13 protein-coding genes are annotated in these 15,204 nt (G+C 61.9%); 6 read left to right on the top strand and 7 right to left on the bottom strand.

Features of this window, described 5'->3' with window-relative positions; genetic code table 11:
* Positions 1-143 precede the first annotated feature (143 nt).
* On the top strand, positions 144-1,235 hold the full coding sequence (locus FBY02_RS26195) for an SMP-30/gluconolactonase/LRE family protein (protein ID WP_144931176.1): 1,092 nt from the start codon (positions 144-146) through the stop codon (positions 1,233-1,235).
* Between the two features lie 75 nt (positions 1,236-1,310).
* Here the strand turns inward: FBY02_RS26195 and FBY02_RS26200 are convergent, their stop codons facing one another.
* The 4 genes from FBY02_RS26200 to FBY02_RS26215 all read right to left on the bottom strand — a co-directional run bounded on the left by FBY02_RS26200 (position 1,311) and on the right by FBY02_RS26215 (position 5,856).
* Positions 1,311-1,697, bottom strand: coding sequence for a DUF1850 domain-containing protein (locus tag FBY02_RS26200; protein ID WP_144931178.1), 387 nt, complete (start codon positions 1,695-1,697; stop codon positions 1,311-1,313).
* Positions 1,694-3,721, bottom strand: a complete 2,028-nt coding sequence (locus FBY02_RS26205) for a TRAP transporter permease (protein WP_144931180.1) — start codon at positions 3,719-3,721, stop codon at positions 1,694-1,696. The genes FBY02_RS26200 and FBY02_RS26205 overlap by 4 nt, the downstream gene beginning before the upstream one ends.
* Positions 3,722-3,800: 79 nt before the next feature.
* Positions 3,801-4,751, bottom strand: a complete 951-nt coding sequence (locus tag FBY02_RS26210) for a TAXI family TRAP transporter solute-binding subunit (protein ID WP_144931182.1) — start codon at positions 4,749-4,751, stop codon at positions 3,801-3,803.
* 94 nt (positions 4,752-4,845) lie between these two features.
* On the bottom strand, positions 4,846-5,856 hold the full coding sequence (locus FBY02_RS26215; protein ID WP_144931183.1) for a LacI family DNA-binding transcriptional regulator: 1,011 nt from the start codon (positions 5,854-5,856) through the stop codon (positions 4,846-4,848).
* A 178-nt stretch (positions 5,857-6,034) separates the two neighbouring features.
* On the opposite strand from FBY02_RS26215, the gene FBY02_RS26220 reads away from it, so the two are divergent.
* The 3 genes from FBY02_RS26220 (at position 6,035) to FBY02_RS26230 (ending at position 9,623) form a co-directional block, all read left to right on the top strand.
* Positions 6,035-7,210, top strand: coding sequence for a Gfo/Idh/MocA family protein (locus tag FBY02_RS26220; RefSeq protein ID WP_144931185.1), 1,176 nt, complete (start codon positions 6,035-6,037; stop codon positions 7,208-7,210).
* Positions 7,207-8,286 (top strand): sugar phosphate isomerase/epimerase, encoded by a 1,080-nt coding sequence (locus FBY02_RS26225; protein ID WP_144931187.1) that lies wholly within the window; start codon positions 7,207-7,209, stop codon positions 8,284-8,286. Before FBY02_RS26220 ends, FBY02_RS26225 begins: the two co-directional genes overlap by 4 nt.
* Before the next feature lie 107 nt (positions 8,287-8,393).
* Positions 8,394-9,623 carry a nucleoside permease gene (locus FBY02_RS26230; protein ID WP_144931189.1) on the top strand — a complete coding sequence of 410 codons (1,230 nt, stop codon included), beginning with the start codon at positions 8,394-8,396 and terminating at the stop codon, positions 9,621-9,623.
* Positions 9,624-9,649: 26 nt separating this feature from the next.
* Here the strand turns inward: FBY02_RS26230 and FBY02_RS26235 are convergent, their stop codons facing one another.
* A complete protein-coding gene (locus tag FBY02_RS26235; protein WP_047700745.1) occupies positions 9,650-10,306 on the bottom strand; it encodes a polysaccharide lyase family 7 protein in 657 nt (218 codons plus the stop codon).
* Between the two features lie 263 nt (positions 10,307-10,569).
* Here FBY02_RS26235 and FBY02_RS26240 point away from each other — a divergent pair, with 263 nt between their 5' ends.
* Positions 10,570-10,905, top strand: a complete 336-nt coding sequence (locus FBY02_RS26240) for a lipoprotein (RefSeq protein ID WP_047700746.1) — start codon at positions 10,570-10,572, stop codon at positions 10,903-10,905.
* Between the two features lie 55 nt (positions 10,906-10,960).
* Here FBY02_RS26240 and FBY02_RS26245 read toward each other — a convergent pair whose 3' ends face one another.
* On the bottom strand, positions 10,961-12,724 hold the full coding sequence (locus tag FBY02_RS26245) for an L-lactate permease (protein WP_144931191.1): 1,764 nt from the start codon (positions 12,722-12,724) through the stop codon (positions 10,961-10,963).
* Positions 12,725-12,856: 132 nt separating this feature from the next.
* The gene (locus tag FBY02_RS26250) at positions 12,857-13,414 is read right to left on the bottom strand and encodes a thioesterase family protein (protein ID WP_144931193.1); all 558 of its coding nucleotides are present in this window, start codon (positions 13,412-13,414) and stop codon (positions 12,857-12,859) included.
* A gap of 225 nt (positions 13,415-13,639) precedes the next feature.
* On the opposite strand from FBY02_RS26250, the gene FBY02_RS26255 reads away from it, so the two are divergent.
* Positions 13,640-15,070: a mechanosensitive ion channel family protein gene (locus FBY02_RS26255; RefSeq protein WP_144931195.1), complete on the top strand. Its 1,431-nt coding sequence runs from the start codon at positions 13,640-13,642 to the stop codon at positions 15,068-15,070.
* Positions 15,071-15,204 lie beyond the last annotated feature (134 nt).

The following is a 15,204-nucleotide window of genomic DNA, read 5'->3' on the forward strand; positions in this document are numbered from 1 at the left end:
CAAAATAATCTAGAATCTGGCGGTTTTAAGCGCTCAGGTGTTCATACTATTTAATCGTGGGTAAAGACAGTATTCTTGTACGATGTCTTATCACGTAGTAAAACTGTCGCCCCGTCCAATAATAATTAACGGAGCGACGCACGATGGAAACTTCACAGCAGACAAGCCCTGCCGACCAAGGCCGCCGGGTATTCCTGAAAAAATCCCTGGTGGTCTCGGCCGCTGCCGCCACCCTTGGGAACCTGCCCGGGCTCAGCCAGGCGGAGCCCTTGAGCCAGCGCTACCCCGACCCATTGATCAACATTCTCGATCCCAGCTTCATGGACCTGCGCCTCTTCAACGCCAGCGTGGAAAAACTCGCCACGGGCCTGCGTTGGGCCGAAGGGCCGGTGTGGATCGGTGACGGCCGCTACCTGCTGGTCAGTGATATTCCCAACAACCGCATTGTGCGTTGGGATGAGATTACCGGCGGTCTGTCGGTGTACCGCGAGAACGCCAATTTCTCCAACGGCATGTGCCGTGATCGCCAAGGGCGATTGCTGGTGTGCGAAGGCTCCACCACCTCGAACGAGGGACGGCGCGTCACCCGTACCGAACACAACGGCACCATCACGGTGCTGGCGGACAGTTTCGAAGGCAAGCCTTTCAATTCGCCCAACGATATCGTGTGCAAGCGCGACGGTTCGGTCTGGTTCACCGACCCGCCATTCCAGACCGGCAACAACTACGAAGGCCACAAGGTCACCCCGTCCCAGCCACACGCGGTGTACCGCATCGACGGCGAAACCGGCAAGGTCAGCCGGGTGATCGATGACCTGGCGGGGCCGAACGGCCTGTGTTTCTCCCCGGACGAGAAAACTCTCTATGTGGTAGAGGGCAGGGCCAAGCCGAACCGTCTGATCTGGGCAATCGCGGTCAAGGACGACGGTACCCTGGGCGAGCGGCGCAAGCACATCGAAGGCCTGGACTACGCCGCCATCGATGGCATCAAGTGCGACGAAAGCGGCAACCTCTGGTGCGGTTGGGGCGGTAACGGCGACCCCAAGGCTGACCTGGAGAAGCTCGATGGCGTACGGGTATTCAACCCGGAAGGCAAAGCCATCGGTCACATTTCCCTGCCGGAACGCTGTCCTAATGTCTGCTTCGGCGGGCGGGAGGGTAATCGCTTGTTCATGGCCGGCAGTCATTCGTTGTATTCGTTGTTCGTGAATACCCGGGGCGCCACATTCAGTTGATTGAACGGCTTGGACAACAACCATCACGCCGGTCGCGGTGGCGAGGGATGAAAAGCCTCGCCGCAGTGGCTCGGTTCAGGACGAGCCGCAACTCCACAATTCCACGAATGGCTGATCTGCTGCAGGTGGCCCCAGCCAATGGCTCATGGGTTTGCAATGTCCATTCAAACATAGCTGGTAATCGCCAGCCTGGGGTGTACGGCCCAGTCTCAGCGGTTGCAGCGGCGGTAGTTGGCGCAGGTAATGCCAGCTGCCGTTTTTCAGCCAGGCGCCGTCGGGGACCTCCATGCCGGCGCCGTTGCCTTTGACCCTGGCTTCCCCCAGAACCAACCCCTGCGCGGTAACCCGGTAGTCTTCCTCCCAGCGGATTTTCTCGATGGTGTGATTCCACGCCAGCGTGAAATCCCGCGGGGGAAGCTGGGCCCAGACCACACCGGCCAGACCCAGGCATAAACCCATCACGCCAGCGCCCGTCCGATGCGTCTCGAGCGCCATAGGTGCTGGAAAATCAACAGCCCGGCCAGCACGAAGCCAATCTCATCGGTCAGCGGCAACGCGACGACCAGCAAGGCGCCCGCAGCAAAGCACAGCAGGCGCTCCCAGATCGGCATCTTCTGTTGCAGATGGCCGGTAGACGCCATGCCCCAGAGCCCGACGGCGAGCATCGTCTTGATCAGCATGTAAGCGGTCATCCACAGGTTGTCACCCTGAAGCATCAGTGCCGGGTTATAGACTGCCATGAACGGAATGACGAAGCCGGCAAGTGCGATGCGTACCGCCCAGAAGCTGATTTTCAGGCCGGTCTCCCTGGCAATGGGCGCAGCCGCGAAGCAAGCCAGCGCCACGGGCGGCGTGAGGTCGGCGAGGATGCCGAAATAGAACACGAACATGTGCGACACGATCAGCGGCACGCCCAATTCCAGCAGGGCGGGCGCGGCGATCGAGCTGGTGATGATGTAATTGGGAATGGTGGGGATGCCCATGCCGAGCACCAGGCAGGTGAGCATTGTCAGGATCAGCGACAGCAGCAGGTTGTCCTTGCCGATGGCCAGGATATAACCGGCGAAGGTCGACGCCACACCCGTCAGCGATACCACGCCGATGATGATGCCCACCAGGGCACAGGCAATCCCTACCGGCACCGCATGTCGCGCGCCGTCCACCAGGGCATCGAGGCAAATGGTCAGGGTTTCCCGCGCGCCTTTGATGAACCCGCAGACGATGACCAACACCGCGATCACCGCAAAGATGACACCGATGCCCAGTTGGAAAAAACCCACGCACAGAATGCCCAACGCGATCCAGAAAGCGCAGCGCAAGGCAAAGCTCGACACGCGCAGGATGATTGCCGAGCCGAGAATCACGATGGCGGTGAGCGCCAGCCCCACCATGCCGGAAAAAAGCGGCGTGCGCCCGGAAAACAGCAGATAGATCAGGACGGCGAGCGGGATCAGCAGGTACCAGTTGTCTTTCACGGCGTCCAGTGCGCTGGGGCATTGGTCCTTGGGCAAGCCTTTGAGGTTGGAGCGCTTGGCTTCGAGATGAACCATCCAGAACACCGAGCCGAAGTACAGGCACGCGGGAATCAAGGCGGCCTTGGCGACTTCAACGAACGGCACATTGATGGTCTCGGCCATGATGAACGCCACGGCACCCATGATCGGCGGCATCAATTGGCTGCCCATGCTGGAGGTGGCTTCCACGCCGCCAGCGAACGCGGCTTTGTAGCCGAAGCGCTTCATCAGCGGGATGGTGAATTGCCCGGTGGTCACCACGTTGGCAATACCGGAGCCAGTGATGGTTCCCATCAAGGCGGAGGAGGCGACGGCGACTTTGGCCGGGCCGCCGAGCTTGTGGCCGAACAGACCCATGGCAAAGTCGGTGAACAGCTTGATCATCCCGGCTTTCTCAAGGAAAGCGCCGAACAGGATGAACAGGAAAATGTAGGTGGCCGACACGTAGGTCGGCGTACCGTACAGCCCCTCGGTGCCGAAGGACAATTGATTGACGATCTGATCGAAGCCGTAGCCGCGATGGGCCAGATCACCCGGCAGGTATTCGCCGAACAGCCCATAGGCCAGGAACAGACCGCAGATCAACGGCAGCGCGATGCCCATCACCCGCCGAGCGGCTTCGAATACCAATACGATCAGCACGATACCGACGATGAGGTCCGTGTCGGTCAGGTCACCGGAACGCTGGATCAAATCGGCTTCAAATATCCATTGGTACAGGGCCGTGGTCAGGCCGGCCAGGGACAACACCCATGCCAGTGGTTGCCAGGGGCGACCGATGCCATGGGCGGGATAACTCAAAAACACCACCCACAACAGGAAACCCACGTGCACGGCACGCAGTACCTGGCTGGAGACAGGGGCGAACGCCGCGGTGACGATCTGGAATACCGAAAACAGCAGGGCCACGTAGAACAGTGTCCTGGGCCAGTCCCGAGGGTCGGCAGGAATGCCGGGCTGAATCTCACTCATCAAGGGTGTCCTCTTGCCTGCATCGAAGGTGCGAACCGGGAGAGCGCGGCGACGATCGTCGCCGCTGTGCCGGATCGGCCTACAGGGCGCCGGCTTCCTTGTAGTAGCGCTCGGCACCGGGATGGAGGGGGATAGGCAAGTTTTTCGCGGCTTTGTCCAGGGTGATGTCTTTGGCTGCGGAGTGGGCGCTACCGAGACGGGGAAGGTTTTCGAACAGCAGCTTGGTCATCTGGTAGGCCACCTCGTCCGAAACGTCTTCACGGGTGACCAGGATGTTGGTGATGGCCACGGTGGGCACGGCTTCGGTCTGGCCGTCATAGGTATTGGCCGGGATCATTGCGCTTTGGTAGGCCGGGTTGCCGATTTTTGTCACCACCTCTGTCGGGATCGACACGTAGTTCAGCGGCATGGTCGAGGCCAGGTCGCGGATGGCCGCCATTCCCAGCCCCGAAGACTGGAGCGTGGCGTCCAACTGACGGTTCTTGATCAGGTCCACCGATTCGGCGAAGGGCAGATACTGGACCTTCATGTCGCTGTAGTTCAGTCCCGCTGCCTTGAGAATGGCCCGCGCGTTCAACTCGGTGCCGGATTTCGCCGCCCCCACGGAGATGGATTTGCCCTTGAGATCGGCCAACGTCTTGATGCCCGACTCTTGGCTGGCAACGATCTGGATGTAATTGGGGTAGGCGCCGGCAATGGCGCGCAGTTTGGTCAGGGGGGCCTTGAAGCCGGCATCTTCCACGCCATTCTTGGCGTCAGCCACCGAGTCGCCCAGCGCCAGGGCCAATTCTCCGCGCCCGGCCTGCAGCAGGTTGAGGTTTTCCACCGAAGCCTTGGTGGCTTGCACCGAGGTCTTGGCGTCCTTGATGCCGGTACTATAGATCTGCGACAGCCCCACCCCGATCGGGTAGTAGACCCCACTGGTGCCCCCCGTCAGGATGTTGATGTACACCGGTGCGGCCTGGACCGTGGTCGTGACCACCAAGGCTGCCGCGGCGGCCAGAAGGGTGAAGCGCTTATTGACTCGCATGGAAAACTCTCCGTCTTGTTATGGCTTTATGCAGAGTCCTTCCACTGTAGTTGAAACGGGGCCGATGGCGAGTCGATAGAACCGATGTGCCTGGTCAGGCAGTGCCGGGACCCGGAGCTACGCTGCTGCCGCGAACTGTCAGCTCGAATGGGAGCAGTACGTGCTGCTGTGGGATAGGCTTTTTCTCGATCAGCGCGATCAGCATCTCCACGGCTTTGCGGCCAAAAGTCTCGGCAGGCTGGGAAATGGTGGTCAGCGGCGGATCGCAATACGCCGCGAACGGGATGTCGTCGAACCCCACCAGGGAAATGTCCACGGGCACCCGCAACCCCGATTCCTTGATGCGCTTGAGTGCGCCGATGGCCATCTCGTCGTTTTCGCAGAACAGCGCGCTGGGTCGCTCGGCCAGCGCCAGCATCGCACCGGCCCCGTCGTACCCGGCATTCAGGGTGAAGTCGCCGTGGCAGATCAAGCCTGGGTCGATGGTCAGGCCGGCCTGACGCAAGGCGTCCTCGTAACCGGCCACGCGGTCCAGGGTCAGGGGGCTGCTGCGGGGGCCCTTGATGATGCCGATGCGGCGGTGACCGAGGCCGATCAGGTATTCGGTCATGGCCTGAGCCGCGGCGCGGTTGTCGAGGCTGATGGTGGGATAGTCGGCACCCTTGACCACTTCGCAGGCATTGACCAGCGGCAGGGCTTCGGCGCCTGGGGGAAGTGACGCGAAAGGATTGCTCGCGCGCAACTGGATCACGCCGTCGGCCTGGTGCGCATAGACCAGCGCGGCGAATTCCCGCTCGACTTCTGCCTGGCCCCGGGTGTCGCACAACAGCAGCCGATAACCCGCCGCCTGGGCGGACTGCTGGGCACCGCTGATGACCCGGGCAAAGAATGTATTGGCAATGGCCGGCACCAGGATCACCAGGTTGCCGGTGCGCCGGGAGCGGAACTGCACGGCCATCAGGTTCGGCCGATAGCCGGCCTGTTCCACCGCCGCGTTGACCTTGTCCCGCGTCTCGGGCAGCACCCGTTCGGGCGATTTGAGCGTTCTGGACACCGTAGCCACCGACACGCCGGCCAGCCGGGCCACTTCACGGATATTGGACAAGAGCACCTCGATCGAGCGCCGGAACATAGCGGCGCGAAGGGGAGCTTACCGCAGGTTGGGCGCCTCACAAACGTCCCTGCTTGAAGACCTGGGGTTTGACATGTCGCAGAACTGCGCCTAGATTCCGCTGTGATGTAACCGGTTACATTGTCGTCAGCCCCGGCTTGAGAGAATCGCGATGAGTCCTGTAGCACCGAAAATAAGATTGGGTTTTGTGGGCGGCGGAGAGGGCGCTTTCATCGGTCAGGCCCATCGCCAGGCCGCGGGCCTGGATGGCGGTTTCGAGCTGGTGTGTGGGGCGTTCAGCCGCGATGCCCGCAACAATCGACAAACCGGCGCGGCCCTGGGGCTCGCCGCTTCCCGCTGCTACAGCGACTGGCAGCAACTGTTGGACGCCGAAGCGGCATTGCCCGCGGACCGGCGCATGGAGCTGCTGGTTATCGTCACCCCCAATCACCTGCACGCTCCGATTGCCAGCCAGGCGTTGAAGGCGGGCTTCCATGTGTTCAGCGAAAAGCCCGCGGCGTTGAATCTGCGTGAGCTGCTCGCGCTCAAGGACGTGCTGCAAGGCAGCGACCGCCTGTACGGTCTGGCCCACACATACCTGGGGTATCCCATGGTCTGGCAGGCGCGGGAGATGGTGCGCACCGGCGTGATCGGCACCGTGCGCAAAGTGCTGGTCGAGTACCCCCAGGGCTGGCTCAGCCAGGACGTCGCCGGGCAGGGCAACAAACAGGCCGGGTGGCGCGATGACCCCCAGCAGTCCGGCCTGGGCGGCTGCATCGGCGACATCGGCACCCACGCGTTTTCCCTGGCGGAGTTCGTGGCCGGGCAGCACGTCGAACAACTCTGTGCGGCCTTGGGCGTTCACATTCCCGGTCGGCAACTGGACGATGACGCCGCGATGTTGCTGCGCATGAGTGGTGGCGCCAGTGGCGTGTTGATCGCCAGCCAGGTCTGCGCCGGTGAAGAGAATCCGCTGAAGATCCGCGTCTATGGTGACAAAGGCGCCCTGGAATGGCGCCAGGAGGAACCGTCGAGCCTGATTCATCGTGCCCTCGACCAACCCCTGAGCATCCTGCGTTGCGGCGTCGGCCAGCGCTGGTTGTGCGAGGCCGCCACGCGCCGCATGCGTCTGCCGGCGGGGCACCCCGAGGGCTACCTGGAAGCCATGGCGAACCTCTACGGCGATTTCGCCCGGGCCATTCGCGAACGGATCGAGGGTCCCGATGCACCTGGCGTACCCGGCATCGAAACCGGCTTGCGCGGCATGGCGTTTATCGAGGCCGCCCTCATCAATCATCGTGGCGAGGCGAAGTGGACCGCGCTGCAGACCGGAGAATCGCTGCTGTGAATACCGCCGATCAAACACCGGGCGGCCTGCGCGGGCCGGCTATTTTCCTGGCCCAGTTCATGTCCGACGAGGCGCCGTTCGACACTTTGGCGAACATCGCCCGGTGGGCCGCCTCACAAGGGTACAAAGCCATCCAACTGCCGACCCTGGGCACGCGTTACATCGACCTGGCCCGGGCCGCCGACGACCAGGCCTATTGCGATGAACTCAAGGCCACCTGTGCAGCGGCCGGGGTCGAGATCAGCGAACTGTCGACGCACCTGCAAGGCCAACTGGTGGCGGTACACCCGGCGTTCGACGCGCTGTTCGACGACTTCGCCCCGGTCCATCTGCGCGGCCAACCCCAGGCCCGGACCGAGTGGGCCATCGACCAGCTCAAGCTGGCGGCCCGGGCCAGCCAACGCCTGGGGCTCAAGGCCCATGCGACCTTTTCCGGCGCGCTGTTGTGGCCGTACATGTACCCATGGCCACAACGCCCGAGCGGGCTTGTCGAGCAAGGGTTCGCCGAGCTGGCCCGACGCTGGTTGCCGATTCTCGATGGCTTCGAGGCGGCCGGCGTGGACCTGTGCTACGAAATTCATCCCGGCGAGGACCTCCACGACGGCGCCTCGTTCGAGCGCTTCCTGGAAGCCGTCGATCATCACCCACGGGCGGCCATCCTCTACGACCCCAGCCATCTGTTGCTGCAACAGATGGACTACCTGGGTTTCATCGACCGCTACCACGCGCGCATCCGCATGTTCCACGTCAAGGATGCCGAGTTCCGTCCTGATGCCCGGTCCGGGGTGTACGGCGGCTATCAGGGTTGGGTGGATCGCCCCGGCCGGTTCCGTTCCCTGGGCGATGGGCAGATCGATTTCAAATCGATCTTCAGCAAATTGACCCAGTACGACTTCAGCGGCTGGGCGGTGCTGGAGTGGGAGTGCTGCCTGAAGGATTCGCAACAGGGCGCCGCCGAAGGGGCGGCGTTCATTGAACGGCACATGATCAACAAGAGTCGCAAGGCGTTCGATGATTTTGCCGGGGTGAGGGCGGATGAGGCGTCCAATCGGCGGCTGTTGGGGCTGTCCGGGTAAACGACGGCAAAGCTGAATGAAATCCCTCGCCACAAAAGCTCCTCTCAACAAAAAAGCTTTTTACCAACGGGCTGGCATACAAGAACAACAAACAGACGGTGACTGTCATGACCACGATGAACGCACGCTTGAGCGTGATGATGTTCCTGCAGTTCTTTATCTGGGGTGGCTGGTTCGTCACCCTCGGGACCTTTCTTTCCAGCACCCTGGGCTCCAGCGGTGGACAGGTCGGCATGGCGTTTTCCACCCAGTCCTGGGGTGCGATCATCGCGCCGTTCGTGATCGGTCTGGTCGCCGACCGCTATTTCAATGCCGAACGTATTCTGGCAGTGCTGCACCTGCTGGGCGCGGTGCTGCTGTATCAGCTGTATTCGGCGCGGGACTTCAGCGGTTTCTATCCCTACGTGCTGGCGTACATGGTGGTCTACATGCCGACCCTGGCCCTGGTCAATTCCGTGGCGTTCCGGCAGATGCGCGATCCGGCGCTGGAATTCTCCCGTGTGCGGGTGTGGGGCACTATCGGCTGGATCGTCGCGGGGGTGGTCATCAGTTTCGTGTTCGCCTGGGATTCACGGGAAGCCATTGCGGCGGGCGGTTTACGCAATACCTTCCTGATGGCGGCGATCGCTTCGCTGGCCTTGGGCATCTACAGCCTCACGCTGCCGGCCACTGCGCCGCTCAAGGCCGAAGCCGGCGGCGGAATCAGGCAACTGTTGGGCCTGGATGCCCTGGGGCTGCTCAAGGACCGCAGTTACCTGGTGTTCTTCATCGCCTCGATCCTGATCTGCATTCCGCTGGCGTTCTATTACCAGAACGCCAACCCGTTCCTGGCCGAAACCGGCATGGCCAACCCCACGGCGAAGATGGCCATCGGGCAGGTGTCCGAGGTGCTGTTCATGCTGCTGTTGCCGCTGTTCATCCAGCGCTTCGGGATCAAGTTGGCGTTGTTGGTGGGGATGCTGGCATGGGCGTTGCGCTACCTGCTGTTCGCCTACGGCAACAACGCTGACCTGGCGTTCATGCTGTTCACCGGCATTGCCCTGCATGGCATCTGCTATGACTTCTTTTTTGTTTCGGGACAGATCTACACCGACGCCAAGGCGCCGGAGCATCTGCGCAGTTCAGCCCAAGGGTTGATTACCCTGGCGACTTATGGCCTGGGCATGTTGATCGGCTTTCGGGTGGCGGGGCAGGTCACCGATCATTTTGCCGAGGCGGGCGCTCATGACTGGACCAGCATCTGGCTGTTCCCGGCCGGGTTTGCGCTGCTGGTGTTTGTCTGCTTCCTGTTTGCCTTCAGTGGCCGGCAAGCGGCAGCCGTCCCCTCAAAGGCCTGAAACTTTGGCGCCGGGCTGGGCGTCGGTCATAGATGACTGACGTCCAGTTTGGTGTAGGTCACTTTTCCACCTTCGCTGGCATAGCCGACGTTGTCCAGGGTGTAGACGCCCGCCTTGAAATAGAAGTTGTAGCCATACCAGGACGGGTCCAGCTTCACCTGTTTGCCCAGGTTGTTGATCAGCACGGAGACCTTGCCCTGTTTGTCCATCTGCAAGGAATAGGTGAAGACTTTGTTCAAGGCAACGTTCGGCACGGTGAACATCACCGGGCTTTTTGCATCCTTGGGCTTGACCCGGTATTCGACATCCAGGTTGCCGACCCCCTTGGTGAAGCGGTAGACGAGCTTGAGCAGGGGGGCAGGGGCGTCCTTGGCGTGGATCTGCGCGACGACCACGCGACCGGCCGAGGGCACCTGATTCACGGCCAGGGTGCCTTTGAGGGTGTTGATCCCGCTGTTGTATCGCCAGTTGCGCAGCTTGCCGTCCTTTGAGGTCTCCCGCAGTTCGGAACGCGGGAACTCGCTTTTACCCGTGTGGGAGCCGGTCACCGGGGCCCAGAACACAATCTTGTCACCGGTGTTGGTGAAGTACTGGTTGCGCAGGGTCGGAACCGCTTTGGTCGCAATGGTCAGGGCCGGGGTTTGTATCGGCAGGGTGATGTTCCAGACAGTCAGGTCAATCATGGTCAAGCGCTCCAACGGTACAGCCGGTGCAGATCAATGTCAGCCGGCAAGGGCAGGATTTGCCTTCCGTGGCGCAATCGTCTGGTTATCGACGCGGTGCTGATTCGCTGGAGGGGATAGCAGGAGCAACTGACGAATGGCTCTAACTGGAGGGTTCAGGGTGGGGCTGGGTGTCGCGCGTAGATAATGTCAATTTGATGTTGATCGGGTAGAGTACGCGCCGCCCGAGAGATGGATCCCGGGCGTTTCCCCATGGAGTAGTCATGAAAAGTTTCAGTAAAGTTGTCGCCACCGCACTGTTCGGCCTGGTCCTGGCGGGTTGCACCGGCACCCCGATGAAGACCCAGCAGTACGACAGCAGCCAGTACACCGTTGTCGGCCACAGTGAAGCGAAGGCCACCGGCTTGCTACTGTTCGGGGTAATCCCGATCCGCCAGAACAACCGTTTCGTACGCGCGCAGACCGCCGCGATCCAGGCCAAGGGCGGCGACGCCATGATCAACACCCAAGTGCAGGAAAACTGGTTCTGGGCCTGGGTCCTGACCGGTTACACCACGTCGGTGTCCGGGGATGTGGTCAAGCTGAAGAACGTTCAGTAAAAGTCAGCTCGATCATTCCCACGCAGCGCGTGGGAATGATCGGTAGACGTGCCGGTCAATGCCCGCCAACCACCATGCGACTGAACGGCTCCACATACGCCTGCAGCGTCACCAGCCCGCCCACCAGGATCGCCAGCACCACCGAGTGGAAAAACACGTAGCGCAGGATTTCCCCTTCATGGCCATACCAACGGGTGGCGGTGGAGGCGACCACGATCGACTGGGCATCGACCATCTTGCCCATGACCCCGCCGGAACTGTTGGCGGCGGCCATCAATACCGGGCTCAGGCCCAACTGCTCTGAAGTCACCCGTTGCAAGCCGCCGAACAGCACGTTGGAAGCGGTGTCCGAGCCGGTCAATGCCACGCCGAGCCAGCCCAGCAGGGTGCCGAACATGGGGTAGAAAATGCCCGTTGCGGCGAAGGCCAGGCCCATGGTGGCGTCCAGGCCCGAATAGCGCGTCAGGAACCCCAGCGCGAGCATCGCCACGATGGTGATCAGTGAGTAACGCACCACCCACAACGTTCGCAGATACTGGCGCAGCAGTTGCGGGATCGAGTAGCCCATCAGCAACCCACCGAGAATCGCCGCCAGGAAGATGCCGCTGCCGGTGGCGGTGAACCAGTTGAACTTGTAGATCGCTTCCTCGGTTTTAGGCTGCGGGACCACGGGCGGGACTTTTTCGATCTGCTGGTGCAGGGTAGTGAAGGTCACCATGGGCGAGAACAGCGGATTCGCCTCGCGCATCGGCTTGCCTTGGGGGTCGAGTCTGGCCGACTGGGTTTGTGGGTCGATCGCCGGGCGGGTATCGAACAGGTTCTTGAAGCCCTGAGTACCCCAGGCGAACACGAACACCGTGAGGATGATCCACGGCATCCAGGCCCGCAGCACCGCCGGTCGGCTGTCGCTGGAAAACGCCGTGCCGGTCACCGGTGGCTGTTCTTCACTGGCGTCGATCTTCGAATCGTCGTGGCGCCCCGACAACGCTGCGGAAGTATGTACCGTGGCCGGTTTCCAGACCTTGAGGAACCCGGTAAGGCAGGCCATGGAAATCAGCGCGGCGACCACATCCACCAGCATCGGCCCATGGTAGTTGGAGACCACGAACTGCGGGATGGCGAAGCTGACGCCGGCCACCAGGATCGCCGGCCAGACCTCCAACATCTTGCGCCAGCCGGCGAAGGCCCAGATCAGCCAGAACGGCACAATCACCGAAAAGAACGGCAACTGCCGGCCCACCATCATCGACAGCTCCATTTCATCCAGCCCGGTGACCTTGGCCAGGGTGATGACGGGAGTGCCCAAGGCGCCGAACGCCACCGGCGCGGTGTTGGCGATCAGCGCCAGGCCCGAGGCGGCCAGGGGTGAGAAACCCAGCCCGATCAGGATCGCCCCGGTCACCGCCACCGGTGTACCGAAGCCCGCCGCCCCCTCGAAAAACGCCCCGAAACAGAAGGCGATCAGCAGCAGTTGCAGGCGCCGGTCGTCGGTGATGCGCGCCAGGGAGTCCTGCAAGACCTTGAACGAACCGTTTTCGGTGGTCAGCCGGTGCAGGAAGATAATGTTGAGGACAATCCAGCCAATGGGCAGCAACCCATTGGCCGCGCCATAGAGCGCCGCCGAACCGGCCATGCCGGCCGGCATGCCGAAAGCGAAAATCGCAATCAGCAGCGCCGACGCCAGGGCCAGCAATGCCGCCAAGTGGGCCTTGATATGAAAGAACGCCAGGGACGCCAGCATCACCACCACCGGGACCGCCGCCAGGAGCGTCGACAGCACCGCATTACCGAAGGGATCGTAGACTTGTTGCCAGACCATGTTCCACCTCTGCTTTTTATTGTTGGAAGTGCAGGCCCCAGGGGGGATTGGCAGAAGAGTATAGGCGGGGATCGGCCAGGGGCATGCCCCTGGCCGAGGGGAAGGGTGAACACCTGTGGCGAGGGGGGCTGGCTAACGTGCGTCGATGCGTACACCTTCTTCCAGTCGAAGCCCAAGGCTCAAGTCATCGCAGCTTTGCGCCCAGGCCGTCAGCCATTGCGGCATGGCCGGCGACTGTTGGGCCAAGCCCAGTTCGCGGACAAACTCACCCGGTGCCACCGTGCCTTTGGCCGAGCGGAACAGACCACGCATGATCACCACCCCGACCACACGCCCGCGGCTCATGAAACGGTGCTCCATGACGGTCCATTTATCATCCCAGCCGAGCAGCCGGGTATGCACCTCGAACGCTTCGAACAGTTTCAATTCCCGCCGGAACTTGCCCCAGACATCTCCCACGATGGGCACCGCCCGATTGCGCAGCGCCACTTTGTAGGCGCCGCTGCGCAGCACGTAATCCATGCGGCCAACGTCGGCCAGGGTGAAGTAGCGGCCGTTGGTGACATGGCGGTTGAGGTCCAGGTCCAGCGGCCATACGCGCATGCGCACCACGGTAGTGTCCAGGGGGGCCGTCGGCTTGCGCCAGGGACGACGAAACAGCATCAGCAACAGTCGGAACCAGAGATTCATGAAAACACCGCAAGGGAAAAAAAGCCCACTTTAGACAGCTGGAGTGGCGTGGGCCAGGTGCGTAAATGACTGTTTGCCCGGAAAACGCGCACTTGGGACATGTTTGAGTGCCCGAGCGCTCATACCCAGGTATGAACCGCTAGCACCGATGTAGAAATGTCCATCGTAGGCCCGTCCTTTACAGTGCATGACAGTGCATCCGGTTACGCGCCGGGGAGGTCCGTCATGATCACGTTTGCGCAACATCATCCGCTGGTCTGTGGCGTCATTCTTATTTTGATCGACCTGGCGCTGTGGCAGTTCATCGGTGCTTCGCGACGTCATCTGCGGATGTGCGCACGTGTCGGCGTTTTCGTGATGTTCTGCTGGGTCATGACCGCCGGCGGCATCAGCCCGTTGCAACCTCCGCTATGGTCCGACGATGCGATTCTGAACCTGATGGGCACCGTGCTGGGCATCGGCTGGTGGCTGTTCGCGGCCAGGACGCTGACGGTGCTGCTGGGCAACGGCCTGTTGTCCCGGGTTGGCCACAGCGCGCGTTTGCTCCAGGACCTGATGGGCGCGGTCATTTTCCTGATCGGCATTATCGGCGCCGCGGCGTATGTCTTGCAGTTACCGGTCAAAGGGTTGCTGGCGACCTCCGGAGCCATGGCGATCGTCGTGGGTCTGGCGTTGCAGAGCACCCTCAGCGACATGTTTTCCGGCATCGTGCTCAACACCACCAAGCCTTATCAGATCGATGACTGGATCTCCATCGACGGCATCAAGGGCCGGGTGGTGGAGATCGATTGGCGCTCGACTCACCTGATGACCGATACGGGCGGCATGGCCGTGGTGCCCAACTCTCTGGCGGCCAAGGCGCGCCTGCTCAATTTCAGCCGGCCAGGGGACGCGCACGGCGTCAGCGTCTGCATCGCAGTGCCCAGCCATGTGCGCCCGCGTCGCGTCATCGATGCCCTGGAAAAAGCCTTGCATGGCACCCGGGCGTTACTGCCGGCGTTCTCCGCCAAGGCCTCGGTCAAGGCTTCCCATCTGGAATACACCGAATATGAGCTCAAGGGCTTCATCGCCTCGGCCAGGCACAAGACGGAAGTCTGCAACCTGATGTTCGACCTTGCCCATCGCCACCTCGAAGCCTCCGGTGTCATCTGGGGCAGTGGGCTGGGCGCTGAGCCCTGGAGCCGCCAGCGCCAGTTGTTGGAGGACGTGCGTATTTTCCGCGCGCTGGATAACGATGAGCGCGCCCGTCTGGCCGACGACATGGCTCCGGTGGACTATCAGGCCGATGAGGTGATCCTGGCATTCGGTGAGGTTGCCGATTGCCTGATGGTTATCAGTAGCGGAGTGGTTTCCGTCTCGATCCATGACGGCGAGAAAATGGTCGAGGCCGGACGCATGGGACCAGGGGAAATCCTCGGTGAGGAGGGGATTCTGGCCGCCAATCCGTCGCGAGGCGAATTCCGTGGCATCACCAGCGGCCGGCTGTTCCGCATAGAAAAAAACGCCCTGTGCCGGGAACTGGTACACCTCGGCGAGTTGAAAGCGGCCTTGAGCAACCTGCAAGGCCAGCGCGAGGAAATCCGCGAGACCGTGGTCATGCAGAAAACCGTGGAGCCCAAGAGAAACCGCTTTCTACAGTGGTTGAGGCACAGGTGAATGCACCACTCAGCATCATTGCAAACCGACCCACCGCTTTCGCGAGCAGGCTCGCTTGTATGGTAGGACTTGAAGGGAGGAAGAGGGACAAGGCTCGATTCTGACTGTTAGCCGCAGTACAGACCGTGGGAGAT

The sequence above is a fragment of the Pseudomonas sp. SJZ078 genome (assembly GCF_007828255.1).
Taxonomy (GTDB): Bacteria; Pseudomonadota; Gammaproteobacteria; order Pseudomonadales; family Pseudomonadaceae; genus Aquipseudomonas.

Bases quoted from the DNA above. Each gene is read 5' to 3' on its own strand.
- FBY02_RS26195 (WP_144931176.1), top strand. From the start codon at position 144: ATGGAAACTTCACAGCAGACAAGCCCTGCCGACCAAGGCCGCCGGGTA.
- FBY02_RS26205 (WP_144931180.1), bottom strand. From the start codon at position 3,721: ATGAGTGAGATTCAGCCCGGCATTCCTGCCGACCCTCGGGACTGGCCC.
- FBY02_RS26210 (WP_144931182.1), bottom strand. From the start codon at position 4,751: ATGCGAGTCAATAAGCGCTTCACCCTTCTGGCCGCCGCGGCAGCCTTG.
- FBY02_RS26220 (WP_144931185.1), top strand. From the start codon at position 6,035: ATGAGTCCTGTAGCACCGAAAATAAGATTGGGTTTTGTGGGCGGCGGA.
- FBY02_RS26230 (WP_144931189.1), top strand. From the start codon at position 8,394: ATGACCACGATGAACGCACGCTTGAGCGTGATGATGTTCCTGCAGTTC.
- FBY02_RS26235 (WP_047700745.1), bottom strand. From the start codon at position 10,306: ATGATTGACCTGACTGTCTGGAACATCACCCTGCCGATACAAACCCCG.
- FBY02_RS26240 (WP_047700746.1), top strand. From the start codon at position 10,570: ATGAAAAGTTTCAGTAAAGTTGTCGCCACCGCACTGTTCGGCCTGGTC.
- FBY02_RS26245 (WP_144931191.1), bottom strand. From the start codon at position 12,724: ATGGTCTGGCAACAAGTCTACGATCCCTTCGGTAATGCGGTGCTGTCG.
- FBY02_RS26250 (WP_144931193.1), bottom strand. From the start codon at position 13,414: ATGAATCTCTGGTTCCGACTGTTGCTGATGCTGTTTCGTCGTCCCTGG.
- FBY02_RS26255 (WP_144931195.1), top strand. From the start codon at position 13,640: ATGATCACGTTTGCGCAACATCATCCGCTGGTCTGTGGCGTCATTCTT.